Origin of the sequence: Paraburkholderia tuberum STM678 (assembly GCF_902833905.1) — a bacterium.
In the GTDB taxonomy this organism is placed as follows: domain Bacteria; phylum Pseudomonadota; class Gammaproteobacteria; order Burkholderiales; family Burkholderiaceae; genus Paraburkholderia; species Paraburkholderia tuberum.
Genome location: NZ_CADFGP010000026.1, coordinates 51572 through 74905 on the forward strand (window position 1 = coordinate 51572; position 23334 = coordinate 74905).

A 23334-nucleotide genomic window follows, 5' to 3' on the forward strand; every position below is an offset into this window, starting at 1 on the left:
ACGAATAATTGGAGCCACCCAGTCTTTCCAAAGCAGCGCGCCTGACGAAGTCAGGAAGCGCCCCCAACCTTGTTTCGCAGCCGAGCAACGCATCTCGAAAGACGGGATAGCACGCGAGCCATGCAGCAGGCGGGCAGCCTACTGGTCGGCGTGCCGATAGCCACCGGTTCGTCCGGATAGCGCGTTCCGTTCCAGCCTGTTCTCTCAGGTTCATCGCTATAAAAAGCATATCAATATGGACGCGGCTCTGCATGCTTGTCGAGCCGGGCATAAAGCTATACATGGGTTTTCGGTCGCGTCGCGCAGAACTTGAGGGCCTCGCGAAATTTTTTCCGTGAGCGTCACGATATCTGTGACCGAAAGCCTGCTGCTTGTGCTCGCGGAACGCCATACGGGCACGCTATGATGCATTCGGCAAAAGCAACCGAGGATGGCTCACCGCAATGTCTAGCTTACGTTTGCATTTTTGGTCGATCGCTGGGACCCTGATCGCGTTCCTGGCGTCGCTGTGGATCAATCAGGAGGTGTTTACGCACACGTCTTTCGTGCGAGGCGTCAACTGGATTTTCCTGCCGTCTGGTGTTCGGCTTCTCAGCACGTTGCTGGTTGGGTTCGATGGTGCACTCGGCCTGCTGCTTGCCGGACTGATTACAGACTTTCTGTACTGGTTTCCGCATGACCCGGTGCGTGCAATAGCAGGCGCCTTGCTTGGGTCACTGGCACCGTATCTGGTCTACAGGTTTGCGCTCGAGTATTTCGATCTGCGCGCATCGCTGACGAACCTGACGCCGAAGCGGCTGCTTGTTCTGGCTGTCGCCTATTCGGGAGCAAATACGCTGTTTCACCACCTGTGGTTCGCGCTGGCCGGTACGACGAAGAACTGGTTCGAAAGCTTCTTCACGATGTTTGTGGGTGATCTGGCCGGCGCGCTAATCATTCTGTATGTGATGAAGGCATTGCTGGCCCTGTTGCCGAAACAGCCCGGCAATTCCCGCGTGTCGAATGGCATGTTCAGCATCCAGTTGGCGTTGAACAGCGCATACGCCAACCAGTTTGCGACGAAGGCTACCGGGCCGAGAAGCGCAGCCGTCCATGATCCTGGCGTGGGATTGCACGGCCGTGCGGGGGCGAAAAAGCTATAATGTATTGTTTTCTCTAGCAAAGTTGGTGGCGGCATGGCCCTGATGATTACCGACGAGTGCATCAATTGCGACGTCTGCGAGCCCGAGTGCCCGAACGACGCGATTTCGATGGGCCCGGAAATCTATGTGATCGACCCGAAGAAGTGCACCGAGTGCGTCGGTCATTTCGACGAGCCTCAATGCATTCAGGTGTGTCCGGTCGAGTGCATTCCGCGTGACCCGAACCACCTGGAAACGCCCGAAGGTTTGATGGCGAAATATCACGCGTTGCAGGCCGCCAAGGGCACCTGACGTTCGCGGGAGACGCGCAAAAGAAAACGGCGAAGGCCTGCGGGCCTTCGCCGTTTTCTTTTGGGGGCGGCGTTTCCGTTATCCGACGTAAGCGCTGAAAATGCCGCGCAAAGCGTCGAGCAGTATGTCGCATTCGGCGTCGGTGCCGACCGAGATCCGCAAATGCTGGTCGATGCGCGGCGCGTTGAAATGCCGCACGAAAATTTCCTTTTGCCGCAACCGCGACGCGAGCGTCGCCGCGTTGTACCCCTCATGCCGCGCGAACAGCAGATTCGCCGCCGATGGCACCACCTCGAAGCCGAGCGCGGTCAATTCCGCCGCAAGCCGTTCGCGGCTCGCGATCACCTTCGCGCAGCATTCGCGAAACCACGCGTCGTCTTCGTAGGCGGCGGTGGCCGCGACTTGCGCGAGGCGGTCGAGCGGGTACGAATTGAAGCTGTCCTTCACGCGATTGAGCGCATCGATCAACGCGGGATCGCCGAACGCAAAGCCGACGCGCATGCCGGCGAGCGAACGCGACTTCGACACGGTCTGCACGACGAGCAGATTCGGATAGCGCGCGATCAGCGCAATCGCCGACTCGGCGCCGAAGTCGACATACGCTTCGTCCATCACCACGACCGAATCAGGATGGCTCGCGACGAGGCGTTCGATTTCCGCGAGCGGCAGCGGCCGGCCGGTCGGCGCGTTCGGATTCGGAAACAGGATGCCGCTGTTGGGCACCGTGTAGTCGTCGACGTTGATCGCGAAGCTGTCGTCGAGGGGGATGGTCCGATAGTCGACCTCGAACAGCTTCGCGTAGGTCGGATAGAAGCTGTAAGTGATGTCGGGAAACAGCAGCGGCTTGTCGTGCTTGAGCAAGGCCTGGAACGTTAGCGCGAGTACCTCGTCCGAGCCGTTGCCCGCGAACACCTGCTCGGCGCGGATGCCGTGATACGCGGCGACCGTTTCGCGCAGCTTGCGTGCGCTCGGATCGGGATAGCGGCGCAGTGCGTCGGCCGTGTCGCCGAGCTCGCGGCGGATCGCGTCTAGCACGCGCGGCGACGGCGGATACGGATTCTCGTTGGTATTCAGCTTCACCGGATGCGCGAGCGCGGGCTGCTCGCCCGGCACGTACGGCGTCAGACGGTGAACGATGTCGCTCCAGTAGCGGCTCAAGCGATTCTCCTTGCGGGGCCGATTGCGGGTGTCGATGAGTGTGGCGCGCGTCAGCTGTTGTTGCGATGCAGTTGCATCATTGCGCGTTCGAGCTCGCCCTTGATGATCTGCGGCATCACCGCGAGCGCGCGTTCGATCGACGCGTCGATGACCTCCTGCTCTTCTCGCCGCGGCGGCTTCAGCACATAGTTCGCGACGTCCGGCTTCGCGCCGGCGCGCGCGCTTTCAGGAATCAGATCGCGCGGATGGCCGATGCCGATCCGCAGCCGCCAGTATTGCTGCGACGACAGATGCGCGCTGATGTCCTTCAGCCCATTATGCCCGCCGCTGCCGCCCCCGAGCTTCAGCTTGACGCTGCCGGGTGGCATGTCGAGCTCGTCGTGTGCGACGAGGATCTCGTCGGGAAGAATCTTGAAGAATTGCGCGAGCGCGACGACCGATTGACCAGAGCGGTTCATGTAGGTTTGCGGCTCGAGCAGATGCACTTCCTCGCCATGCAACCGCGCTTTCGCGTAAAAGCCGTGAAAGCGCCGCTCGTCGCGCAGCGCGGTGCCGGCCTCGCGCGCGAGTTGATCGACCAGCCAGCAGCCGGCGTTGTGACGCGTCGCGGTGTATTCGGCGCCCGGATTGCCGAGCCCGACGATCAGCTTGATCATGATTGCGTGAGTCCACCAAGTCCGGAAGTGAAACGTACCGGACTAGAAAAGCCGAAAAAAAACCCGCCAGGGCGAACCTCGGCGGGTCACATCGACCGTTTCATAGGAAACGGATCGAGAGGATTGCTTGCTTCGAACCGGAAGGCTCTTAAGCAGCCGGCGTTTCGCCACCTTCAGCAGCAGCAGCGTCTTCAGCGATTGCGCCAGCCGGGATCGTTGCAGCAGCGACCACCGGGTTTTCCGCGTCGACGTGGGCCACGAGCGCCACACCTGCCGGCAACGGGATGTCCTTCGCGTGAACCGATTGACCTGCTTCGATCTTCGCGAGGTCGACTTCGATGAACTCCGGCAGTGCCGACGGCAAGCACTCGATTTCGATTTCGTTGAGGATGTGCGAAATCACCGCGCTCGACAGCTTCACTGCCGGGTTGGTTTCCTGGTTCAAGAAGTGCAGCGGCACCTTGGTGTGCAGCTTCTTCGTCGCGTCGACGCGCTGGAAGTCCACGTGCAGCACGAGCTGACGGAACGGGTGGTATTGCACGTCGCGCAGCAGAACCTGTTGCGACTTGCCTGCCACTTCCAGATCGAGGATCGACGAGTGGAAAACTTCTTTCTTCAGCGCGTGCCACAGGGCGTTGTGATCGAGTTCGATCAGTTGCGTGTCAGCGCCGGCGCCATAAACGATACCCGGGGTCTTGCCCGAGTTACGCAGGCGGCGGCTCGCACCCGTACCTTGCAGGGAACGCTCGAAAGCGACTACTTTCATGTTGAATCTCCAATGCACTGCCCGCGACCAGGCAGTAAAAACAGGGCCTCGAAGCCGCAATGGCTGAGGCCCAGGATAGCGGCAAGAACCTTCGTTCGTTCATGCCGATTGTGCAAAAACGCCGCGTGTCGCGTGAAGCGGTACGCGGTGTCTTCGCAAATGCTTAACTCTCAGCGAACAGCGACATCACCGAATCGCCGCGGCGGATGCGCGAGAACGTTTCGGCGAGCAAACCGGCGCTCGTCAGCGAACGGATCTTCGCGCACGAACGGGCTTCTTCGCCGAGCGGAATCGTGTCCGTGACAACGAGTTCGTCGAGTGCGGAAGCGGCAATACGCTCACCCGCGCCGCCCGACAGAACCGGGTGGGTGGCGTACGCGAATACCTGCTTCGCGCCGCGTTCCTTCAGAACCTGCGCGGCCTTGCACAGCGTGCCAGCCGTGTCGACCATGTCGTCCATGATCACGCAGGTGCGGCCTTCGACTTCACCGATGATGTTCATCACTTCGGCGACGTTCGCCTTCGGGCGACGCTTGTCGATGATCGCGAGATCGCAATTGAGTTGCTTCGCCAATGCACGGGCGCGGACCACACCGCCGACGTCCGGCGAAACTACCATCAGGTTGTCGTAGTTCTGCTTGCGCAGATCCCCGAGCAGCACCGGCGTTGCGTAGATGTTGTCGACCGGGATGTCGAAGAAGCCTTGAATCTGGTCGGCGTGCAGATCCATCGTGATGATCCGCTCGACGCCGGCGATTTCCAGCATGTTCGCCACGACCTTAGCCGAGATGGCGACTCGCGCCGAACGCGGGCGACGATCCTGACGGGCATAACCGAAGTAGGGGATGGCTGCGGTGATCCGGCCTGCGGATGCGCGCTTGAGCGCATCGACCATGATCATCAGTTCCATCAGATTGTCGTTAGTCGGTGCGCACGTGGATTGCAGGACGAAGACATCCTTGCCGCGCACGTTTTCCTGAATCTCGACTTGGATTTCACCGTCCGAGAAACGGCTAACCATTGCTTTGCCGAGGGGAATACCGAGGTTTTTGACGACTTCCTGTGCAAGCGCGGGATTTGCGTTGCCAGTAAAAACCATCAGGCCGTCATGGCTGCTCATCGTGCACCTACTTCAGGCTGGGGGCGGGAGAAATGCGAACTACAGCGAACTACGAGAATTTTTGGCAGGGGAGAAAGGATTCGAACCTTTGCATGCCGGAATCAAAATCCGGTGCCTTAACCAGCTTGGCGACTCCCCTACACTAACTTTGAGCTCCGCCGAACGTGGAGTTTCGTTCGACGATGCAAAACTTATGACGCGAAAGCAAAGAGTGGATGCTGATCCAAGCCCGCTGCTACTGCACTGTTCCACTCGCCGGTCAGTTTGGCTTGCGCCGCTTCTGCTTCAGCTTTGCTACGGAACGCTGCAAAAACGCTGGCACCCGATCCGGACATCCGCGCTGGCGCGATGCTTTCAAACCACCGCAACACTTGCGCTACTTCCGCGTACTTTCCTACGACAACTTGCTGCATGTCATTCCGGCCGAAGCTTTCTGGCCATCCAGTGTTGCAGCTGTGTTCTGCAGGAAAGTCCGTAATTTTGAGGGGCTTTGTATCTCTTGTCAACGCTTTTTCGGAAAAAATCGCTGCAGTCGGAACCTGCACCCTCGGCGTCACTACCAGGAAGTAACGCGGCGGCAATTGTACAACGTCCAATGATTCTCCGACACCCTCTGCAAACGCATTTTTTCCAAATACGAAGAAAGGCACGTCCGCGCCGAGTTTCAACGCAAGATCCTGCAACTCCTGACGTGGCAGATCGAGCTTCCACAGGCGATTGAGCGCGAGCAGCGTCGTCGCCGCATCGGAACTGCCGCCGCCGAGGCCCGCGCCCATCGGCAGGCGCTTGTCGATTTCGATATCGACGCCTTCGCGGGAGCCCGTATGTACCTTCAGCAACGTCGCGGCGCGTACGGTCAGGTCATGCTCGGGTGGCACGTCGGCGATTTCGGTGCGGCGCGTGATGAAACCGTCGTCGCGTCGCGTGAAGTGCAGCGTGTCGCCCCAGTCAAGCAACTGGAAGACCGTCTGCAGCGTGTGATAACCATCCGGCCGACGGCCGGTGATGTGCAGGAAGAGATTGAGTTTCGCTGGCGCGAGACAGTCGCGCAGCGAATTGCTTGTTTCGATCATGAGTGAAGGCTACATGCGCCACGGTGGCGCCAAACGGGTAGCAAGGTTACGTGAGCGGATGCTGGACAAAAGGCCCAGCAAGAACGACTCACTGATCCAGCACGAGCTTGATGTCGAGTGGCGGCTCCGAGCGGCTCAGATTGAGGCGCTTCACGCCGGTGGCTGGCGCATCGGCATAGGCCACATAGTCGATCGTCCAGCCGTCCTGGGTGATCTGCTTCAGGCGCGACGGTTGCTCCGGATCCTTCTCGGTCTTCGCGCGCGAAGTCGGCGCCGGCGACGGTTGCAGCCAGTAGCGCAACCCTTCGACCGGCAGCGTGAAGCCGAGCGCGTTCTGCATCAGCGTCGACACGTTATCGGCGGTGAGCGGCTGGCGGTTCGGCAATTCGAGCGTGGCCGAAGCCGGCGACGAAGTCACGATGGCCAGCGTCTGGCCAAGCGGATTGCGCAACTGCAGCGTGACGGTGTCGCCCGTTTCCTGCCACGAGAAATTGCCGTAAGCGTTGCGCTGCTGGCCGTTCTGATCGTTGTATTGGATCGCGAAGCGGCCCTGATACGAGCGGCTCGTCTGCGCGGTGACTTCGGTGGCGGCGTTCGACGTGGACGGCCCCTGCGGCTTCACCGACGCGCAGCCGGCCAGCGCGACAACCGCCGCCGCCGCGAAACCAACCGCGCTGCCGCGAGGCGCCCTGGAAAAAGAAATCAAACGGGAAAGACGCATCAAAGGTTGTTTACCTGAAGACGTTGCAACGTTTTGACGAGCGTCTCGTTGTCGGGTTCGAGCTTGCGAGCCTCGCGAAACGCGGCGCGCGCCTGTTCCTGCTCGCCGGCCTTCCACAGCACTTCGCCGAGGTGCGCGCCGATTTCCGCGTTCGGCTGGAGGCTGTATGCCTTGCGCAGCAGCTTGATCGCATCGGCCGTGTCACCCATCCGGTACTTGACCCAGCCGACGCTGTCCATGATGAACGCATCGTTCGGTGCGAGCGCCGAGGCCTTCTCGACCAGCTTGTCCGCCTCTGGCAGGCGCTGGTTGCGATCTGCGAGCGAATAGCCGAGCGCGTTATACGCCTGCGGATTGTCCGGCTGCGTCTGGATCAGCTTGCGCAGCTGCGCTTCCATGATGTCGTAATGGCCGGTTTTCTCGGCGGCCATCGCGTAGTCGTAGGTGAGGTCGGGGTCGTCGGGAAAGTTCGCCGTGGCTTGCTGCAGACGCGCTTCGGCCTCCGGGTAGCGCTTCGCGTCGAACAGGATCGCCGCATCGGTGCGCGCAATCAGCGCCACATCACGCGGATCGGAGGTCTGCAAGTTGGAAAGCAACTGGCGCGCCTCCTCGGTCTTGCCCTGTTTCGCGAGCAGTTGCGCGCGGGTAATCTGCGCGGCCAGGTATTGTTGACTCGCTGGCGAGATCTTGTTCAGCCAGTCGCTCGCGGCCGCCTCATTCTTCTGTTCGAGCGCTAGCTGCGCGAGGTAGATGTAGGCCTGGCCCGCATCGACACCCGGCGTCTTCTCGGCCTGCTGCGCGTACTGCACCAGATACGTCTGCGCTTCGGGGAGATTCTTCTGCTGGATCTTGATCAGCGCGAGGGCCATCAGCGGTGTCAAGTCGTTGGGGTTTGCCTTGCGCATGAGTTCGAACTGCTTCTGCGCGTCGTCGAGACGGTCGCTGGCAAGATACATCTGCGCCAGCGCGAGCCGTGCGTCATGCGATTTCGGATTCTGCTGCACGTACTTTTCGAGCGACGCGATGCCTTCCTTGCGCTCCTCCGGACCCATTTGCGACAGCATCAACGCCGCCGGCAGATAGTCGGGCTTGATCGTGAGCGCCTGCTCGAGCGACTTGTGCGCGCCCGGCGCGTCGTCGGCCAGCAACTGCTGACGCGCGAGGGCCAGTTGCGCCTCCGGCCGGTTCATGTCGTTCTTCAGCAGGTCCTGCAACACGTGCAGGCCACCGACGCGGTTCGGGCCGCGCGACAACAGCAGTTGCAGCGCGAGGATCGCGCTGCCGCGATTTTCCTCGGGTACCTTCGCCAGTTCTTGCGACAGGATTTGCGACGCATCGTCGGGCTTGCCAGACAGCACGAGCAACGACGCGTCGAGCTGGGCGGCGCGTTCCGAACTCGGCGCGTACTGTTGCCACAGTTGCGCGGCGGCGAGCGCGTCCGACGGGCTCTGCGCCGCCAGCGCTATTTCGGTGGCGCGTTGCGCCATGCGCGGGTCGTGAGTGTCGCGCGCGAGCGCGAGGTAGGTCTGATAGGCCGGTGCCGGCTGGTCGCGCTGCAGCGCGATCTCGGCGGCCAGCACCTGGAAGACGATCTGGCTCGACAGCGGTACGCCGGGCAGCGACTTTTCGTCTTCAGGTGTTGCCGGACCCAGCGGGTCCGGCATCGTGACCGACGTGTCGTCGGAATCCGGCGACGGGTCCTGCGCATGCGCGGGCACGGCGGCCAGCGCACACAATCCGAGCGCGGCCGCACCGAGCATCCGGCGAGCGGACACGGCGAGCGGCACGTTGGACACGCGCGCGCGGCGCTTTGATAGCAGCTTCACGAAGGACACGTTCATGGAAATCCGTTCAATGTTTCAGTCGATTGTAACGCGCTCGCTACAATACGCGCACAACCACTCACGCAAGTAGCAGACCAATCAGCCATGCCAGAGTTGCCAGAAGTCGAGGTTACCCGACGGGGGATCGAACCGTATGTGTCCGGGCGCAAGGTTGAGCGCGTCGACGTGCGGACGGCCGCGCTGCGCTGGCCAATTCCGGCCGACCTTGCGAAAACCTTGCGCGGCCACGTGGTGCGCAAAGTCGAGCGACGCGGCAAGTATTTGCTGTTCGAAATCGACGCTGGGTGGTTCATCGTCCACCTCGGCATGACGGGCACGTTGCGCGTTCTGCGTCATGTGCCGCATCCGCCTGCCGCGGCGAAGCACGATCATGTCGACTGGATCTTCGACGACTTTATCCTGCGCTATCGTGATCCCCGCCGCTTCGGCGCGGTGCTATGGCATCCGCGCGAAGCAGGCGACATCCTCGAACATCCGCTGCTCGCGAGCCTTGGCGTCGAGCCTTTCTCGCCGGCTTTTTCGGGCGCGCTGATGCATCGGTTGACGCGCGGGCGCAAGGTGTCGGTGAAGCAGGCGCTGCTGGCGGGGGACATCGTGGTCGGCGTGGGCAATATCTACGCGTCGGAGAGTCTGTTTCGCGCGGGCATCCGGCCGACCACCGCGGCGCGCCGCGTGTCGCTCGTGCGTTATGAACTGCTGGCCGATGCCGTGCGCGTGACGCTCGCCGCCGCGATCGACAAGGGCGGCAGCACGCTGCGCGATTTCGTCGGCAGCGACGGCGAAAGCGGCTATTTTCAGCTCGACTACTTCGTCTATGATCGCGCGGGCCTGCCATGCCGCGTGTGTGGAACGCCAATCAAACAGATCGTGCAGGGGCAACGCTCCACGTACTTCTGTCCCACTTGCCAGCGCTAGATTCTCGATGCCTTCCCGCCTGACCCCAACGACCGGCGCGCGCTCCAGCGCGTCCGACACCACGCCCGCGTTTGCGCCGATGCCCGAGTTTTCCGCGCGGCTGATCGCGTGGCAGCGGCAGCACGGCCGCCACGATCTGCCGTGGCAGAACACGCGCGATCCGTATCGCATCTGGCTGTCCGAGATCATGCTGCAGCAGACTCAGGTGTCGACGGTGATTCCGTACTACGCGAAATTTCTCGCGCGTTTCCCGGATGTCGCCGCGCTCGCCGCCGCGCCGTCCGATGACGTGATGGCGCTGTGGGCCGGCCTCGGCTACTACACGCGCGCGCGCAATCTGCATCGCTGCGCGCAGGTCGTCGTCGAGCAGCATGGCGGCGCGTTTCCCGCGTCGGTCGATCAGCTCGCCGAGTTGCCCGGCATTGGCCGCTCGACGGCCGCGGCGATCGCGTCGTTCGCGTTCGGCGCGCGCGCGACGATTCTCGACGGCAACGTGAAGCGCGTGCTCGCGCGCGTATTCGGCGTCGAAGGCTTTCCGGGCGAGAAGAAAGTCGAGAACGCAATGTGGACGCTCGCGGAGTCACTGCTGCCGTCGAATGCGTCGAACGCGGAGCTCAGCGGGTACACGCAGGGCTTGATGGATCTCGGCGCGACATTGTGCGTGCGCGGCAAACCCCATTGCTCGCGCTGTCCGTTCGCGCCGGACTGCGTTGCCAACGTCACCGGACGTCAACGTGAATTGCCGACCGCGCGCCCGAAGAAAACGGTGCCGACACGCCGTACGTGGATGCTGCTGCTGCGCGACGGCAATGCGGTGATGCTCGAGCGGCGTCCGCCGTCGGGCATCTGGGGTGGTCTGTGGAGTTTGCCCGAAGCTGCCGACGAAGCATCGCTGGCCGAGCGGGCGCGCGCGTTCGGCGGCGACGGCGAAGTGTCCGCGCTCGCGTCGTTCTCACACGTATTCACGCATTTCAAGCTCGATATCGAACCGCGGCTTGCGGAGTTCGATCGCGGTGTCGGCGCCCTGGCCGCGCTCAACGATGCGGACACCGCATGGGTTGCGCTCAGCGATCTGGATTCGTTCGGCGTGCCGGCGCCGGTGCGCAAGCTGCTCGCCAGTCTGCATGGTTCGTTGCTCTAGCGGAATGGATCGGAGGTGCTGAGCGGGCGACTTGGGTCCGACGCGGCAGCCTTCACGACTTCAGGATTTCACAGCAACTGATGCTGTTGCATGTAGTGATGCACGACGTCGATGCGCGCGCCGGCATCGGTTAATTCCATCAGCTTTTGCCGTGCGCGCAACGCGATTGGCAGCACCTCGGCGAGACGGTTCGACACCCACGACGGATCGTCGAGCCGGAACGGCTCGGCGAACGGTAGGCTGTCCGGATCGCGTTCGCGGATCGTTGCGATGATCCGCTCGAGCACTTCCGCGCACGCGCCGAATTTGGCCAATAGCTCATTGCCCTCGAGCGGGAGATCATCGGCGAGCGGCTCGGCCATGCCGACCAGCAGACCGCTCGCTTCGACGCGATGCGATAACAGACGAAAGCGCGTCGTGCCGCGCGCGCGAATCAGCAGCATGCCGAATGCATCGACGTCGCACTCGTCGATTTCGGCGAGACAGCCGATCGTTTCAGGTACCGAAGGTTCTTCCTCGCGCGCGACTTCCGCGCCGCTTTTCAGCATGCAAACGCCGAACGGTGTTTTTTCGCGCAGACAGTCGCGCGCCATGTCGAGGTAGCGCGCTTCGAAGATTTTGAGCGGCAGCAAGCCATCGGGAAATAGCACCGTATGCAGCGGAAACAGCGGCAAATCGGCGTACACAGTAGGCGTAGAGGACATGGCGCAACGCTTCGGGTTAAGGCCGCGCGATGCGGCCGGTTAAGCCACCAGCTTCGATGATTCGCCGACGTCGACCGGCGCATCGCGGTGCCGCACAATCACATTCGCCGATGTTGCGAGACGCGCGGCAAGCGTCTCCGCGATAAATACCGAGCGGTGCTGGCCGCCCGTGCAACCGATTGCGACGGTCAGGTAGCTGCGATTGTCGTCGCGGAAATGCGGCAGCCACTTGGACAGATACTTCTCGATGTCGTCGATCATCTCGTGGACGACCGGCTGCGCATCGAGAAAATCCATGACCGGTTTGTCGAGGCCGGTGAGCGGCCTCAATTCATGATCGTAGTATGGGTTCGGCAGCGTGCGTACGTCGAATACGAAATCCGCGTCGAGCGGTACGCCGCGCTTGAAGCCGAACGACTCGAACATCAGCACGAGCCCCGCGTCCTCCTGTTCGATGAAGCGCTTGACCCATGCGCGCAGCACGTTCGCGCGCAGATTGCTCGTGTCGATCTGATGGCCGAATTCGGCAAGTCCCGCGACCAGTTCGCGCTCGCGTTCGATCGCTTCGGCGAGCGACGTGAGCAGGCCAACGTCCGCGTCGTGCGCGGGCGAGCCGGACAGCGGATGGCGGCGACGCGTTTCGGAAAAGCGTTGAATCAGCGACTGCGTGCTCGCGCTCAGGAACAGCACGCGCACGTCGTGCGAGCGCTTGAGGTCGCGGATCATCGCGGGCATTTCGTCGAGCGACGAACCGGAGCGCGCGTCGATCGCGACCGCGAGACGATCCTGGCCGTCCGCGGCGAGGTAGGTGGCGAGTTGCTGCAGGAAACGCGGCGGCAGATTATCGACGCAGTAATAACCCGCGTCTTCGAGCGCGTTCAGGGCAACCGATTTGCCGGAGCCGGAGATACCGGTGATCAGGATTATGCGCATGGAGTCGTCGAAAGCGTAGATTTCATCATAGCATCTGGCCTCCATGCGCGTGCCCGCGGCCTGCCTTTTGCGGGCGCTTCGTGGCGCTGTGGCGGGCTTCAGATCAGCTTGCCGGGAAACTGGCTATCGGGATCCTGCATGGCGAGACGTTGCCGATCCATGAAATCGCGCAGCGTGTCGATACCGCGCAGCTGCAGAATCGTGTTGCGCACGGCCGCTTCGACCAGCACCGCGAGGTTGCGGCCGGCGGCCACCTGGATCGTCACCTTGCTGATCGGTAGGCCGAGCACGTCGACGGTCTGGCTTTCCAGCGGCAGTCGTTGGAATTCGCCGTCGGGGCGGCGCACCAGTTGCACGATCAGCTTCAGTTTCATTTTGCGGCGCACCGCCGTTTCACCGAAGATCGTCTTGATGTCGAGCAGACCGAGGCCGCGAACTTCGAGCAGGTTCTGCAGCAGCGGCGGACAGCGTCCTTCGACGAAGTCCGGGCCGAGGCGCACGAAGTCGACAGCGTCGTCGGCGACGAGACCGTGGCCTCGGCTAATCAGTTCGAGGCCGAGCTCGCTCTTGCCGAGGCCCGAGTCGCCGGTCAGCAACACGCCCATGCCGAGGATGTCGAGAAACACGCCGTGCAGCGTCGCGCGCGGCGCGAGAATGCGCGACATGTAAAGACGCAGACTATCGATCACCGCGGCCGCCGAGGTCGGCGTCGTGAACAGCGGCGTCGACGAGCGCGTGCAGCGCAGCACCAGCTCCGGCGGCGCCGCGACTCCGCCCGCGACGACGAGAAACGGCGGCTCCAGCGCGATCAACTCGGCCATGTGGCGCGAGCGGTCTTCGTCGGTCTGGCGTTTGTAGTAGTCGATTTCAGCGTCGCCGAGCACTTGGATCCGGTTGGGGTGGATCAGGTTCAGGTGGCCGACGAGGTCGGCGCTCGACGTGGCATTGGCGACCGATTCCGAAGAAAAGCCGCGCTCCCAGCCTTCATGCCCCGTGAGCCAGCTGAGCTTCAGCATGGCGGCGTTGTCGTCGAAAATGCTTTGGGCGTTGATGCTGGACGTATCCATGAGTCAGTGACTCCAGTGTGAGCCGCTTGCCGGGTCTTTGCTGCGTGTGCGGGCGCGTATGAACTACCGCCGCCGTTGCATCAAGGTTGCCACTGAGTAAGCAGGCGATGCAACGATTCGCGTTCTTCTTCAGTGTGCAGCCGCTCGCGGGCGTCGCGATCGGACAGCAATTGCGCGATCTCGGAGAGAATTTCGAGGTGCTGTTGAGTGGCCTGTTCGGGGACGAGCAGGAAGATCAGCAGCGAGACCGGCTGGCCGTCCGGCGCTTCGAAGGGGATCGGTTCGGCGAGTCTGACGAATGCGGCGAGCGGCTGCTTGAGGCCCTTGATCCGCCCATGCGGGATCGCGACGCCTTCGCCGAGCCCGGTCGAGCCGAGTCGTTCTCGCGCAAAAAGATTGTCTGTGACGGTACTGCGGGCGATGCCGTTCTGGTTCTCGAAGATCAGGCCCGCTTGCTCGAACACGCGTTTCTTGCTGGTGACCGATAGTCCGATGACGACGTTATCGAGGGGAAGAAATTTGGCTAAACGATTCATTTTGACAGGCGAAAACGTGGCCTGAGTTCTCCCCACCGGGGCGGTTGAGTGACGTTCCATTCGTTCGATGCTGGCGAAGACGGACGCTCAGAGTCGATCGCGAAAGCGTTAGATTTCGATCGGCCGTACTTCATCCTAACTGGCTTGACCCCGATGGTAACTGGAACATTATAGAACAGGGTGACGGCCGATGGTGCGGCGCGCCATCTATGCATATCAGGTTTTTCAGCGCTTGCGCCGCGGCACGTGTCGCGCTGCGCAAACCTCTGCGGGAATGGTAGGGGTCGGCCTCGGCGAGACGCACCGGCGGCGAGCGGAAACCGGGGCGCTGAAACGAAAAACCGCCCGGTCGCGGGCGGCTCGACGAGTTCAAAGGAATTGAGGAAGTTCCTCTAATTTCTCCTATTGCGGCGGTACGTCCAGTTGCGGCGCCGGCTGATACTTGATCGCTTCGTGCTGATGGCCTTGCAGACGATCCTTGTGGCGTATCACCTGCCTGTCGAGCTTGTCGATCATCAGATCGATTGCAGCGTACAAATCGCTGTCACAACTCTCGACGAAGATATCCTTACCCTTCAGATGGAGGTTGATTTCCACCTTTTGACGCTTGTCCTTTTCCTTATGGTTGTCGACCGAGAGGACCACACTGCCGTCGATGACCTGATCGAAATGTCTTAGCACCCTGTCCAGTTTGGTGATCACGTATTCGCGCAACGCAGGCGTTACTTCGAGGTGGTGTCCACTGATCTTGAGATTCATAGTGCTTCTCCAAGCTAATGGCCGCTTGGTCCGCACAATGACAAAGGTCCGGTCGATCTGACGGCTTGCCTGTGTCGCCCCCCGGTGACGGACATCTGGCAGGTCGCAGCGGCCGGCCTGTCCGCCAGGTGCGGAGCGGCCGGTAAATGCCCGCTGCAAAACGCGGCGGGCTACAGAGACTTGCGCAGGTTGACTGCCGGGATTTTGAGCGCCTCACGGTATTTCGCAACGGTACGCCGTGCGACCACGAAGCCCTGTTCCGCCAGCAGTTCGGCTATGCGACTGTCTGAAAGTGGCGATTTCGGGTTTTCCGCTCCTATCAGTTGTTTGATCAGCGCGCGAATGGCCGTGGAGGAGGCCGCGCCGCCGGTGTCCGTCGAAACGTGTGAGCCGAAAAAGTACTTGAATTCCAGCGTCCCGAATGGGGTCAGCATGTATTTGCCGGTTGTCACACGCGAGACAGTCGACTCGTGTAGGCCCAGCGTATCAGCTATTTCCCGCAAAACCAAGGGGCGCATGGCAATTTCGCCGTGCACAAAAAAGCTCTTTTGACGCTCGACAATTGCCTGCGCAACCCGCAGGATCGTCTCGAAACGCTGCTGGATATTTTTGATCAGCCAGCGTGCTTCCTGCAGTTGCTGGCGCAACGAACCACTGCCCGGATCACCGCGGTTATTGCGCAGAATATTCGCGTATAGATGGTTAATCCGCAGCTTCGGCACTACCTCGGGATTCAGCTCCGCCAGCCAGCCCTGTGCCGTTTTGCGCACCATGATGTCGGGCACGACGTAGTCCGCTTCGGCCTTGCCGTAGGCCGCGCCCGGAAATGGTTCGAGCGAGCGGATCAGCACATGCGCGTTGCGCAGATCGTCGTCGCTGGCCTTAAGGTGCTTGCGCAGCCGCGTGAAATCGCGCGCGGCGAGCAGTTCCAGGTAATGGCTGACAATGTCTAGCGCAAGCGTGCGCGTGGGCGATGGCTCGAGCCGCAGCAACTGCAGCTTCAGACATTCGGACGCGGAGCGCGCGCCGACACCTGATGGGTCGAAGCTATGCAGCAGCGCAAGCGCGGCGTTCAGTTCGTCGACGTCGACTTCGAGTTCTTCGGGCAGGTCGGCCAGCACTTCTTCGAGCGTGGCGGCGAGATAGCCGTCGTCGTCCAGCGATTCGATCAGGAACGTGATGAGCGCGCGGTCGCGCTGGCTCGCCTGGGTGACGCGCAGTTGCGTCATCAGGTGGTCGCGCAGCGACGTGCTCGATTCGTGGATTTGCAGCGGGGGCAGGTCGTCGTCGTCCGACGCGTTGCCGGAGCGGCCGTAGTCGTCCAGGTTCCACTGCGAGGTATCGCCGCCGCCGTCGCCCGAAAGGCCATTGTATTCGTCGACACCCTGCGGCTCGCCGCTTTCGGCCCGCTCGCCGTTGCCCTCGGACGATGCCGAACCGTTGCCGGCCATCGGATCGGCCGGCGTCGAGGAGCCCGGTGTCTGGGCGATCACGGAACCGTCGGATGCCACCCGCAACGGGCTCGCGATCCACTCGTCTTCGTTTTCGAGGAGAGGATTCTGCGAGATCGCCATGGCGACTTCCTGCTGCAGTTCGAGCGTCGACAACTGAAGCAGCCGGATGGACTGTTGCAGTTGCGGCGTGAGCGCAAGATGCTGCGATAGGCGGAGTTGGAGGCTGGCTTTCATGGCAAGTTGAGATTCATTGTAGAGAGTTTGCCACGACCGCGATACCTTGCGGCACTCGCAATTTTTGGGTACGCCCAATTTGGCGCGCCGCGCGGCGCCACCCTGCGCCGCCTGACAACGAATGTGCGGGTGCCGCAAAAATGGCGCCGCGGCCGGCCGCGCGCGCTCGCTTGGCCGGGGACGCCGTACGTGCTTACATGCGGAAGTGCTCGCCCAGATAGACGCGCCGCACGCTTTCGTTTTCGATGATGTCGCTAGGCGCGCCGGCGGCCAGCACGCTGCCGTCGCTGATGATGTACGCGTGATCGCAGATACCTAGCGTTTCGCGCACGTTGTGGTCGGTGATCAGGACGCCGATATTGCGCTGCTTCAAGAACTTGACGATTTTCTGGATTTCCAGCACCGCGATCGGGTCGACGCCGGCGAACGGTTCGTCGAGCAGAATGAAGCTCGGATTGGTTGCCAGCGCGCGCGCAATTTCAACCCGACGACGCTCGCCGCCCGACAGCGACAGCGCCGGATTTTCACGCAGATGCGCGATCTGAAGCTCGTCGAGCAGCGCTTCGGTGCGTGACGTGATCACGTCTTTGCCGAGGCGCTTGCCGTTTTCGTCGTGCTGCAATTCCAGCACCGCGCGAATATTCTGCTCGACGCTCAACTTACGGAACACCGACGCTTCCTGCGGCAGATATGACAGGCCGAGCGATGCGCGTTTGTGAATGGGCAGTAGGCTGATCGACTTGCCGTCCAGATCGATTTCGCCGGCGTCGAGCGGCACGAGGCCGACGATCATGTAGAACGACGTGGTCTTGCCGGCGCCGTTCGGGCCGAGCAGGCCGACCACTTCGCCGCTCTTCACGTCGAGCGACACGTCCTTGACGACCGTGCGCGAGCCATAGCGCTTCTTCAGATTGCGCACGACCAGCGAACTGCTGGTGCCGGCCGGCTTCCTATGGGGGAGGGGCGCGATGGTGCTGCTCATGGTGCTCACTGGTTCGGCGCTCCCTGGATCGAGTTGGACGGCGTGAGCGTGGCCGACGCGCCGGTCAGCGGCGCGGCGCCGGCGTTGCGCGGCGACAGCATCGCGCGCACGCGGCCGGTCGGGTTGCCCGGACCGGCGACGTCCTTGCCTGACTTCGCGGTGTAGAAGTCGTTCTGGCCGTCGTAGGTGATCACGCTACCGTGCACCTGGTCGAGCAGCGTCGTCATGCCCTGCAGGCGGCGCACTGTCGCGTTGGTGGTCAGCGTGGTCAGATCCTGCTTGCCGTCGTAGTCGATACGGATGGCCGTACCCTCGATGTATTCGTCGAGCCCTTCGCGCTTCTGGCGGAAATACGACAGATTGCCGCCGCTCGAGGTGCCGGTCGCGAATTGGTAGCCCTGCGGGTCTTGCGACACTTCGACGCGATCGGCCTTGATCAGGATCGTCCCTTTGGTGGCCACCACGTGGCCGGTGAAGATGCTGACCTGCCGCAGGTCGTCGTAAGTCATGTTGTCCGCTTCGATGTTCAGCGGCTTGTCTTTGTCGGCGCGGTCCGCGTGCGCAAGCGGCGCGAAGCCGACGAGCGGCAGCGCGACGACGAGCGCAGCAAGTGCGGCGCGGCACGCGGACAGCGCGCGCGAACGGCCGGTATCAAAACGGGGGTGCGATTCGTTCATGCAGTCACGCCTGGAATGGATTACCCGGTATGCGTTGGCTTAGTGGCCGGAATCGGACGCGGCGATTGCGCCTCTTACATTGCCGAACAGTTGCATAAACCGGGTGACATTGTTGTATTTCATGCCGCTGGCAGTCATCACGGACATGCCGCGCTGAAGTTTAACTGGCTTTTCAGTCTCGATCACATCGTCGTTGACGAGGACCCTGAAATGCTCGGAATCGGCCTGCATCTGCGGATCGCCGCCGCCGGGCGCGCGCAGGATGCGCGCGTTCTGGTACAGATTGACGATCGACGCATCCGCGTTGACCGTGCCCGTGTCGCCGGTCGCGGTGACGATCGGCTTGCCGGGCTGGAACGCACGCATCGCCGGCTTGACGAGGTCGCTCATTTCGTCGTCCTCGTAATGGACCAGCGACTGCGCGGTCAGCCGGTACTGCGTCGCGCCTGACTGGTCGAGCTCGGACACCGAAAAGTTGTCGGCGAAGTAGTCCGGCGTGTGTTCCTTCGGGCGCACCTCGTCGTCGGTCTTGCGCGGCAACGTGGCTTGCAGCAGCCACCACGTGATGCCGGCGAGCGCCGCCATCGCGATGAGCGGGATCAGCGAAGTCAGGCGAAACTGGTTCATCCCACGAGGCCCCGTTGCTCGCCGCTGCACGCCGCGGCGAGCAGTGCTTCATATTTGTGCTGGGCACGCAGCAGCGTGTCGCACACTTCGCGCGCCGCGCCGTAACCGCCGCGCGCCTCGCTGACCCAGTGGGCGCGCGCGATCACTTCGGGATGCGAATTGGCCGGCGCGGCCGCGAAGCCGACGCGCAGCATCACCGCGAGATCGACCCAGTCGTCGCCCATGTAGCCGCAGTCCTCGGCGGTGAGGCCGGTTTGCAGCAGCAGGTCGGCGAACGCCTGTGGCTTGTCCTGCACGCCCTGGTAGACATGCGCGATGTTCATTTCTTTCGCCCGCGCGGCCACGATGCCGGACTTGCGCCCGGTGATGAGCGCCGTTTCGATGCCGGCCTGGCGCAGCAGCTTCATGCCGTGGCCGTCCATCGAGTTGAAGCCTTTCATCGTGTCGCCTTCCGCCGTGAACAGCAGGCCGCCGTCGGTCAGTACGCCGTCGACGTCGAAAATCATCAGCTTCACGCGGCTTGCGCGTTCGGTAGCGGTAGGGGGAGCAACGGCCATCAGATCACCTTCTTCGAAAACAGGTCGTGCATGTTGAGCGCGCCGATCAGCTTGCCCGTTTCGTCGACGACCAGCATCTGATTGATACGATAACGCTCCATCAGTTCAACGGCTTCGACCGCGAGATGATCCGGCCCGATCGTGCGCGGGCCCGCGGTCATCACCGAGGCGATCGGCAACTGGCGGAAATCGCCGTCGCGTTCGAGCACGCGGCGCAGGTCGCCATCGGTGAAGATGCCCGTCACACGGCCCTCGCGGTCGACGACCGAGGTCATGCCCATGCGCTTCGCGGTCAGTTGGAAGAGGGCATCGCTGACGGTTGCCTCAGGGGTGACCTGCGGCAACTGGTCGCCGGTGCGCATGACGTCGCGCACGTAGGTGAGCAGGCGTCGGCCGAGCGCGCCGCCCGGATGCGAGCGCGCGAAGTCGTCGCGGCCGAAGCCGCGAGCGTCGAGCACCGCGACCGCGAGCGCATCGCCGAGCGCGAGCGCGGCGGTGGTGCTGGCGGTGGGCGCGAGATTCATCGGACAGGCTTCCTTCGCGACGCCGGAATTCAGATGCACATCCGCGAGTTGCGCGAGGCTTGAGCCAGGACGGCCCGTCATCGCGATCAGCTTCGCGCCGATCCGCTTGATGAGCGGCAGGATCGCCATCAGTTCCTCGGTTTCGCCCGAATTGGACAGCGCGAGAAATACGTCGTCGGCGGTCACCATGCCGAGGTCGCCGTGGCTTGCTTCCGCCGGATGCACGAAGAACGCGGGTGTGCCGGTGCTTGCCAGCGTGGCCGCGAGTTTGCGGGCCACGTGGCCGGATTTACCGATGCCGGAGACGACCACGCGTCCACGGCAACCCAGGATGAAATCGACCGCGCCGACGAAACTGCCGTCGAGCTGGTCGCGAAGCGCGCGCACGGCGTCCGCTTCGATGTCGAGTACGTCGCGAGCAAGCGTGAGTGCCCTGTCGCCATTGATTTTCGCTATCATTCGCGGAGTATAGCAAAGGCGCCTGTTCGCCGCGCCGGGCCTGCTGTGCCGAGCCGCTGTCTGCATCGGCCTGTCGACAATCCCCTTTTTCAGCTGCTTTGCCGCCTTTTTGCAGCTTTTTTGCCGGCCCAATCAATCATCTCGCACGGCGTTCTCGTGCGCGGTTCCGCTGACGAACGAGGACGCTTCACCCATGCGTTTTTGCCGATGATTTCCCCGCTCGAAATGACGCTGTTTTTACTGCTGGCATCGGTGGCGGGTGTGGTGATCTTTCGCTTCCTGAATCTGCCGCCGATGCTCGGCTACCTGACGGTCGGCATCGTCGTCGGGCCGCATGCGTTCGGGCTGATTCCCGATTCGGCGGGGGCGCAGAATCTCGCGGAATTCGGCGTCGTGTTCTTGATGTTCTCGATCGGGCTCGAGTTTTCGCTCGCCAAGCTGCGCACGATGCGCCGGCTCGTGTTCGGACTCGGCTTGCTGCAGGTGATCGGCACGGTCGCGGTGGCGGTGTCGCTCGGCTTCGTGCTCGAGCGTTGGGTGCATATCACGTGGCAGGCGAGCGTCGCGCTGGGCGGCGCGCTGGCGATGTCGTCGACGGCGATCGTCAGCAAGATGCTCGCGGAGCGGCTCGAAATCGAAACCGAGCACGGCCGCAATATCTTCGGCGTGCTGCTGTTTCAGGATCTCGCGGTGGTGCCGCTGTTGATCATCATTTCGGCGCTCGGCGGCCGCTCGGAGAATCTGGTCAGCGCGCTCGGCGTCGCGGCGATCAAGATCGTCGTGGCCCTCGCGCTGCTGCTGATCGTCGGGCAGCGCTTCATGACGCGCTGGTTCAACGTGGTCGCGCGGCGCCGCTCGCAGGAGCTGTTCGTCCTCAATCTGCTGCTGGTGACGCTCGGCGCCGCGTTCATCACCGACAAATTCGGGCTGTCGCTCGCGCTCGGCGCGTTCATCGCCGGCATGCTGATCGCCGAGACGCCGTATCGGCATCAGGTCGAAGAGGACATCAAGCCGTTTCGCGACGTGCTGCTCGGGCTCTTCTTCGTGACCACCGGCATGCTGCTCAATCCGCGCGTGATCTGGGAGCATCCGCTCGTCGTGCTGGCCTTTTTCCTCGGCCCCGTGCTGCTGAAATTGGTCATGATCACCGGCCTTGCGCGGCTCTTCGGCGCGACGCCGGGCGTCGCGATGCGTACCGGTATCGGTCTCGCGCAGGCGGGCGAGTTCGGCTTCGTGCTGCTGAACCTCATTCTCGACCGACATCTCGTCGACGCGACGCTGTTGCAGGCGATTCTCGCCGCGATGCTGCTGTCGATGCTCGCCGCGCCGTTCATGATCCAGAACGCGGACCGTGTCGTGCTGCGGCTGTCGTCGACCGAATGGATGATGCAGTCGTTGCAGATGACGCGCATCGCCACGCAAAGCCTGAAGCAGAGCGGCCACGTAATCATCTGCGGCTACGGCCGCGCCGGGCAGAACCTCGCACGCATGCTCGAGCATGAAGGGCTCTCGTATGTCGCGCTCGATCTCGATCCCGACCGTGTCGCGGCGGCCGCGGCAGCCGGCGAATCGGTCGTGTTCGGCGACGCGGGGCGGCGCGAGTCGCTGCTGGCCGCCGGCCTGCATCGCGCGGCCGCGATCGCGATCACCTACGCGAACACGCCGTCGGCACTGCGCGTGCTGCACAACATTCACGAGATGGAGCCGACGCTGCCGGTCATCGTGCGCACCGTCGACGATGCCGATCTGGAGAAACTGCTCGCCGCCGGCGCGACGGAGGTGATTCCGGAGATCGTCGAGGGCAGCCTGATGCTCGCGTCGCATACGCTCGTCGTGATGGGTGTGCCGATGCGGCGCGTGGTGCGGCGCGTCGAGGAGATGCGCGACGAACGTTATTCGCTGCTGCGCGGCTATTTCCACGGCGCCGACGACATCGACGACGACGACGGCCACGAGCAGGTGCGGCTACAATCGGTGCCGGTCGACGAGAGCGCCGACGCGGTGGGCCGTACGCTCGCCGAGGTTGGCCTGTACGAACTCGGTGTCGAAGTGACCGCGATCCGCCGGCACGGCATCCGCGGCGTCGAACCGGACCCGTCGACGAAACTGCGCGCGAGCGACATCGTGGTGCTGCGCGGTCTGCCCGAACAACTGGCGCAAGCCGAGGAGCGGCTGTCGAAGCATCGCCGCGCCGCTGCGGCCTGAACCCGTGAGCCTGGCCCGTTCTGGCGGGCGACCCTGATTCAAGCCTTTCACCGGACCTGTCGAGGTCCATCCGGAGACATCATGTCCAAGGCGCTCGCGAGCGCGCCGCTCGATGCGGCCGACTACATCAGAAGTCACATTCGCACGGTGCCCGACTGGCCGCAGCCGGGCGTGCAGTTCCGCGACATCACGCCGCTGCTGCGCGAGCCGAAGTCGCTGCGTGTGCTGATCGACCTGTTCGTGCAGCGCTATATCGACGCGAAGCTCGACTACATTGCCGGGCTCGATGCGCGCGGCTTCATCATCGGGCCGATCGTCGCCCATGAGTTGAGCGTTGGCTTCATCCCGATTCGCAAGGCGGGCAAGCTGCCGTACAAGCGGATCTCGCAATCGTATGAACTGGAATACGGTACCGCGACCGTCGAGATTCACGAGGATGCGTGCGAGCCGGGCGACCGCGTCGTGATCATCGACGATCTGATCGCGACCGGCGGCACGATGATGGCCGGCAAACTGCTGCTCGAGCGGCTCGGCGCGGTCGTCGTGGAAGGCGCGGCGATCGTCGATCTGCCGGAGCTGGGCGGCTCGAAGCTGCTGGGCGACGGCGGTCTTGCGCTCTATACCGTGACGAGTTTCGACGGTCATTGAACCGGGAGGTAGTCACGGCGCGTGCCGTGACGCGCGGTAGCGTTTCCCGCCGTACCAGCGGCTAAAGTCGCATGAGCCGCACAAGCCCCGTTGGCCGAGCAAAACCAACCGGGCTCAACGATATGGCTCACCCGTCATGGT

At 62.9% G+C, this 23334-nt stretch carries 24 protein-coding genes and 1 tRNA gene; 6 read left to right on the top strand and 19 right to left on the bottom strand.

Features of this window, described 5'->3' with window-relative positions; all coding sequences use genetic code 11:
• Positions 1-443 precede the first annotated feature (443 nt).
• Positions 444-1142: a hypothetical protein gene (locus tag HWY30_RS22490; RefSeq protein WP_244144964.1), complete on the top strand. Its 699-nt coding sequence runs from the start codon at positions 444-446 to the stop codon at positions 1140-1142.
• Positions 1143-1175: 33 nt separating this feature from the next.
• Positions 1176-1433: a YfhL family 4Fe-4S dicluster ferredoxin gene (locus HWY30_RS22495; RefSeq protein WP_090802933.1), complete on the top strand. Its 258-nt coding sequence runs from the start codon at positions 1176-1178 to the stop codon at positions 1431-1433.
• A gap of 78 nt (positions 1434-1511) precedes the next feature.
• Here HWY30_RS22495 and hisC read toward each other — a convergent pair whose 3' ends face one another.
• The 8 genes from hisC to HWY30_RS22535 form a co-directional block, all read right to left on the bottom strand.
• Complete coding sequence (gene hisC, locus HWY30_RS22500; protein WP_090802934.1) at positions 1512-2591, bottom strand: histidinol-phosphate transaminase; 1080 nt, start codon at positions 2589-2591, stop codon at positions 1512-1514.
• A 50-nt stretch (positions 2592-2641) separates the two neighbouring features.
• Positions 2642-3247 carry an aminoacyl-tRNA hydrolase gene (gene pth / locus HWY30_RS22505; protein ID WP_090802935.1) on the bottom strand — a complete coding sequence of 202 codons (606 nt, stop codon included), beginning with the start codon at positions 3245-3247 and terminating at the stop codon, positions 2642-2644.
• 148 nt (positions 3248-3395) lie between these two features.
• On the bottom strand, positions 3396-4013 hold the full coding sequence (locus HWY30_RS22510) for a 50S ribosomal protein L25/general stress protein Ctc (RefSeq protein WP_090802936.1): 618 nt from the start codon (positions 4011-4013) through the stop codon (positions 3396-3398).
• Positions 4014-4176: 163 nt separating this feature from the next.
• On the bottom strand, positions 4177-5133 hold the full coding sequence (locus HWY30_RS22515; RefSeq protein WP_008921698.1) for a ribose-phosphate pyrophosphokinase: 957 nt from the start codon (positions 5131-5133) through the stop codon (positions 4177-4179).
• A gap of 62 nt (positions 5134-5195) precedes the next feature.
• Positions 5196-5272 (bottom strand) — tRNA-Gln (locus HWY30_RS22520).
• A gap of 52 nt (positions 5273-5324) precedes the next feature.
• On the bottom strand, positions 5325-6206 hold the full coding sequence (gene ispE / locus HWY30_RS22525) for a 4-(cytidine 5'-diphospho)-2-C-methyl-D-erythritol kinase (RefSeq protein WP_090802937.1): 882 nt from the start codon (positions 6204-6206) through the stop codon (positions 5325-5327).
• Between the two features lie 88 nt (positions 6207-6294).
• On the bottom strand, positions 6295-6927 hold the full coding sequence (gene lolB / locus HWY30_RS22530) for a lipoprotein insertase outer membrane protein LolB (RefSeq protein ID WP_090802938.1): 633 nt from the start codon (positions 6925-6927) through the stop codon (positions 6295-6297).
• Entirely contained in the window at positions 6927-8768 is a 1842-nt protein-coding gene (locus tag HWY30_RS22535; RefSeq protein WP_090802939.1) for a tetratricopeptide repeat protein, read from the bottom strand. Before HWY30_RS22535 ends, lolB begins: the two co-directional genes overlap by 1 nt.
• Positions 8769-8855: 87 nt before the next feature.
• Here HWY30_RS22535 and mutM point away from each other — a divergent pair, with 87 nt between their 5' ends.
• Both mutM and mutY read left to right on the top strand, forming a co-directional pair.
• Positions 8856-9686: a bifunctional DNA-formamidopyrimidine glycosylase/DNA-(apurinic or apyrimidinic site) lyase gene (gene mutM / locus HWY30_RS22540; RefSeq protein WP_090802940.1), complete on the top strand. Its 831-nt coding sequence runs from the start codon at positions 8856-8858 to the stop codon at positions 9684-9686.
• A gap of 7 nt (positions 9687-9693) precedes the next feature.
• Positions 9694-10827 carry an A/G-specific adenine glycosylase gene (mutY, locus tag HWY30_RS22545; RefSeq protein WP_176078933.1) on the top strand — a complete coding sequence of 378 codons (1134 nt, stop codon included), beginning with the start codon at positions 9694-9696 and terminating at the stop codon, positions 10825-10827.
• A gap of 68 nt (positions 10828-10895) precedes the next feature.
• Here mutY and HWY30_RS22550 read toward each other — a convergent pair whose 3' ends face one another.
• The 11 genes from HWY30_RS22550 to kdsD form a co-directional block, all read right to left on the bottom strand.
• A complete protein-coding gene (locus HWY30_RS22550; protein WP_090802941.1) occupies positions 10896-11531 on the bottom strand; it encodes an LON peptidase substrate-binding domain-containing protein in 636 nt (211 codons plus the stop codon).
• A 39-nt stretch (positions 11532-11570) separates the two neighbouring features.
• Positions 11571-12464: an RNase adapter RapZ gene (gene rapZ / locus HWY30_RS22555; RefSeq protein WP_041734268.1), complete on the bottom strand. Its 894-nt coding sequence runs from the start codon at positions 12462-12464 to the stop codon at positions 11571-11573.
• Positions 12465-12562: 98 nt separating this feature from the next.
• Positions 12563-13531, bottom strand: a complete 969-nt coding sequence (hprK, locus tag HWY30_RS22560) for an HPr(Ser) kinase/phosphatase (protein WP_008921706.1) — start codon at positions 13529-13531, stop codon at positions 12563-12565.
• Between the two features lie 80 nt (positions 13532-13611).
• Complete coding sequence (locus HWY30_RS22565) at positions 13612-14127, bottom strand: PTS sugar transporter subunit IIA (RefSeq protein ID WP_090802942.1); 516 nt, start codon at positions 14125-14127, stop codon at positions 13612-13614.
• Between the two features lie 342 nt (positions 14128-14469).
• Positions 14470-14826 (bottom strand): ribosome hibernation-promoting factor, HPF/YfiA family, encoded by a 357-nt coding sequence (gene hpf / locus HWY30_RS22570; RefSeq protein ID WP_027199628.1) that lies wholly within the window; start codon positions 14824-14826, stop codon positions 14470-14472.
• A gap of 170 nt (positions 14827-14996) precedes the next feature.
• Positions 14997-16514, bottom strand: coding sequence for an RNA polymerase factor sigma-54 (locus HWY30_RS22575; RefSeq protein ID WP_090802943.1), 1518 nt, complete (start codon positions 16512-16514; stop codon positions 14997-14999).
• A 193-nt stretch (positions 16515-16707) separates the two neighbouring features.
• Positions 16708-17484 carry an LPS export ABC transporter ATP-binding protein gene (gene lptB, locus HWY30_RS22580; RefSeq protein WP_090805577.1) on the bottom strand — a complete coding sequence of 259 codons (777 nt, stop codon included), beginning with the start codon at positions 17482-17484 and terminating at the stop codon, positions 16708-16710.
• Between the two features lie 17 nt (positions 17485-17501).
• The gene (lptA, locus tag HWY30_RS22585; protein WP_090802944.1) at positions 17502-18173 is read right to left on the bottom strand and encodes a lipopolysaccharide transport periplasmic protein LptA; all 672 of its coding nucleotides are present in this window, start codon (positions 18171-18173) and stop codon (positions 17502-17504) included.
• Positions 18174-18212: 39 nt separating this feature from the next.
• Complete coding sequence (gene lptC / locus HWY30_RS22590) at positions 18213-18800, bottom strand: LPS export ABC transporter periplasmic protein LptC (protein WP_018419357.1); 588 nt, start codon at positions 18798-18800, stop codon at positions 18213-18215.
• The gene (locus HWY30_RS22595; protein ID WP_090802945.1) at positions 18797-19357 is read right to left on the bottom strand and encodes a KdsC family phosphatase; all 561 of its coding nucleotides are present in this window, start codon (positions 19355-19357) and stop codon (positions 18797-18799) included. Before HWY30_RS22595 ends, lptC begins: the two co-directional genes overlap by 4 nt.
• On the bottom strand, positions 19357-20340 hold the full coding sequence (gene kdsD, locus HWY30_RS22600) for an arabinose 5-phosphate isomerase KdsD (protein ID WP_090802947.1): 984 nt from the start codon (positions 20338-20340) through the stop codon (positions 19357-19359). Before kdsD ends, HWY30_RS22595 begins: the two co-directional genes overlap by 1 nt.
• A gap of 207 nt (positions 20341-20547) precedes the next feature.
• On the opposite strand from kdsD, the gene HWY30_RS22605 reads away from it, so the two are divergent.
• Both HWY30_RS22605 and HWY30_RS22610 read left to right on the top strand, forming a co-directional pair.
• Positions 20548-22545 (top strand): monovalent cation:proton antiporter family protein, encoded by a 1998-nt coding sequence (locus tag HWY30_RS22605; RefSeq protein ID WP_090802948.1) that lies wholly within the window; start codon positions 20548-20550, stop codon positions 22543-22545.
• 81 nt (positions 22546-22626) lie between these two features.
• Entirely contained in the window at positions 22627-23193 is a 567-nt protein-coding gene (locus HWY30_RS22610) for an adenine phosphoribosyltransferase (protein ID WP_090802950.1), read from the top strand.
• Positions 23194-23334 lie beyond the last annotated feature (141 nt).

Bases quoted from the DNA above. Each gene is read 5' to 3' on its own strand.
- HWY30_RS22490 (WP_244144964.1), top strand. From the start codon at position 444: ATGTCTAGCTTACGTTTGCATTTTTGGTCGATCGCTGGGACCCTGATC.
- HWY30_RS22495 (WP_090802933.1), top strand. From the start codon at position 1,176: ATGGCCCTGATGATTACCGACGAGTGCATCAATTGCGACGTCTGCGAG.
- pth (WP_090802935.1), bottom strand. From the start codon at position 3,247: ATGATCAAGCTGATCGTCGGGCTCGGCAATCCGGGCGCCGAATACACC.
- HWY30_RS22510 (WP_090802936.1), bottom strand. From the start codon at position 4,013: ATGAAAGTAGTCGCTTTCGAGCGTTCCCTGCAAGGTACGGGTGCGAGC.
- HWY30_RS22515 (WP_008921698.1), bottom strand. From the start codon at position 5,133: ATGAGCAGCCATGACGGCCTGATGGTTTTTACTGGCAACGCAAATCCC.
- ispE (WP_090802937.1), bottom strand. From the start codon at position 6,206: ATGATCGAAACAAGCAATTCGCTGCGCGACTGTCTCGCGCCAGCGAAA.
- lolB (WP_090802938.1), bottom strand. From the start codon at position 6,927: ATGCGTCTTTCCCGTTTGATTTCTTTTTCCAGGGCGCCTCGCGGCAGC.
- HWY30_RS22535 (WP_090802939.1), bottom strand. From the start codon at position 8,768: ATGAACGTGTCCTTCGTGAAGCTGCTATCAAAGCGCCGCGCGCGCGTG.
- mutM (WP_090802940.1), top strand. From the start codon at position 8,856: ATGCCAGAGTTGCCAGAAGTCGAGGTTACCCGACGGGGGATCGAACCG.
- mutY (WP_176078933.1), top strand. From the start codon at position 9,694: ATGCCTTCCCGCCTGACCCCAACGACCGGCGCGCGCTCCAGCGCGTCC.
- HWY30_RS22550 (WP_090802941.1), bottom strand. From the start codon at position 11,531: ATGTCCTCTACGCCTACTGTGTACGCCGATTTGCCGCTGTTTCCGCTG.
- rapZ (WP_041734268.1), bottom strand. From the start codon at position 12,464: ATGCGCATAATCCTGATCACCGGTATCTCCGGCTCCGGCAAATCGGTT.
- hprK (WP_008921706.1), bottom strand. From the start codon at position 13,531: ATGGATACGTCCAGCATCAACGCCCAAAGCATTTTCGACGACAACGCC.
- HWY30_RS22565 (WP_090802942.1), bottom strand. From the start codon at position 14,127: ATGGAACGTCACTCAACCGCCCCGGTGGGGAGAACTCAGGCCACGTTT.
- hpf (WP_027199628.1), bottom strand. From the start codon at position 14,826: ATGAATCTCAAGATCAGTGGACACCACCTCGAAGTAACGCCTGCGTTG.
- HWY30_RS22575 (WP_090802943.1), bottom strand. From the start codon at position 16,514: ATGAAAGCCAGCCTCCAACTCCGCCTATCGCAGCATCTTGCGCTCACG.
- lptA (WP_090802944.1), bottom strand. From the start codon at position 18,173: ATGAACGAATCGCACCCCCGTTTTGATACCGGCCGTTCGCGCGCGCTG.
- lptC (WP_018419357.1), bottom strand. From the start codon at position 18,800: ATGAACCAGTTTCGCCTGACTTCGCTGATCCCGCTCATCGCGATGGCG.
- HWY30_RS22595 (WP_090802945.1), bottom strand. From the start codon at position 19,357: ATGGCCGTTGCTCCCCCTACCGCTACCGAACGCGCAAGCCGCGTGAAG.
- kdsD (WP_090802947.1), bottom strand. From the start codon at position 20,340: ATGATAGCGAAAATCAATGGCGACAGGGCACTCACGCTTGCTCGCGAC.
- HWY30_RS22605 (WP_090802948.1), top strand. From the start codon at position 20,548: ATGATTTCCCCGCTCGAAATGACGCTGTTTTTACTGCTGGCATCGGTG.
- HWY30_RS22610 (WP_090802950.1), top strand. From the start codon at position 22,627: ATGTCCAAGGCGCTCGCGAGCGCGCCGCTCGATGCGGCCGACTACATC.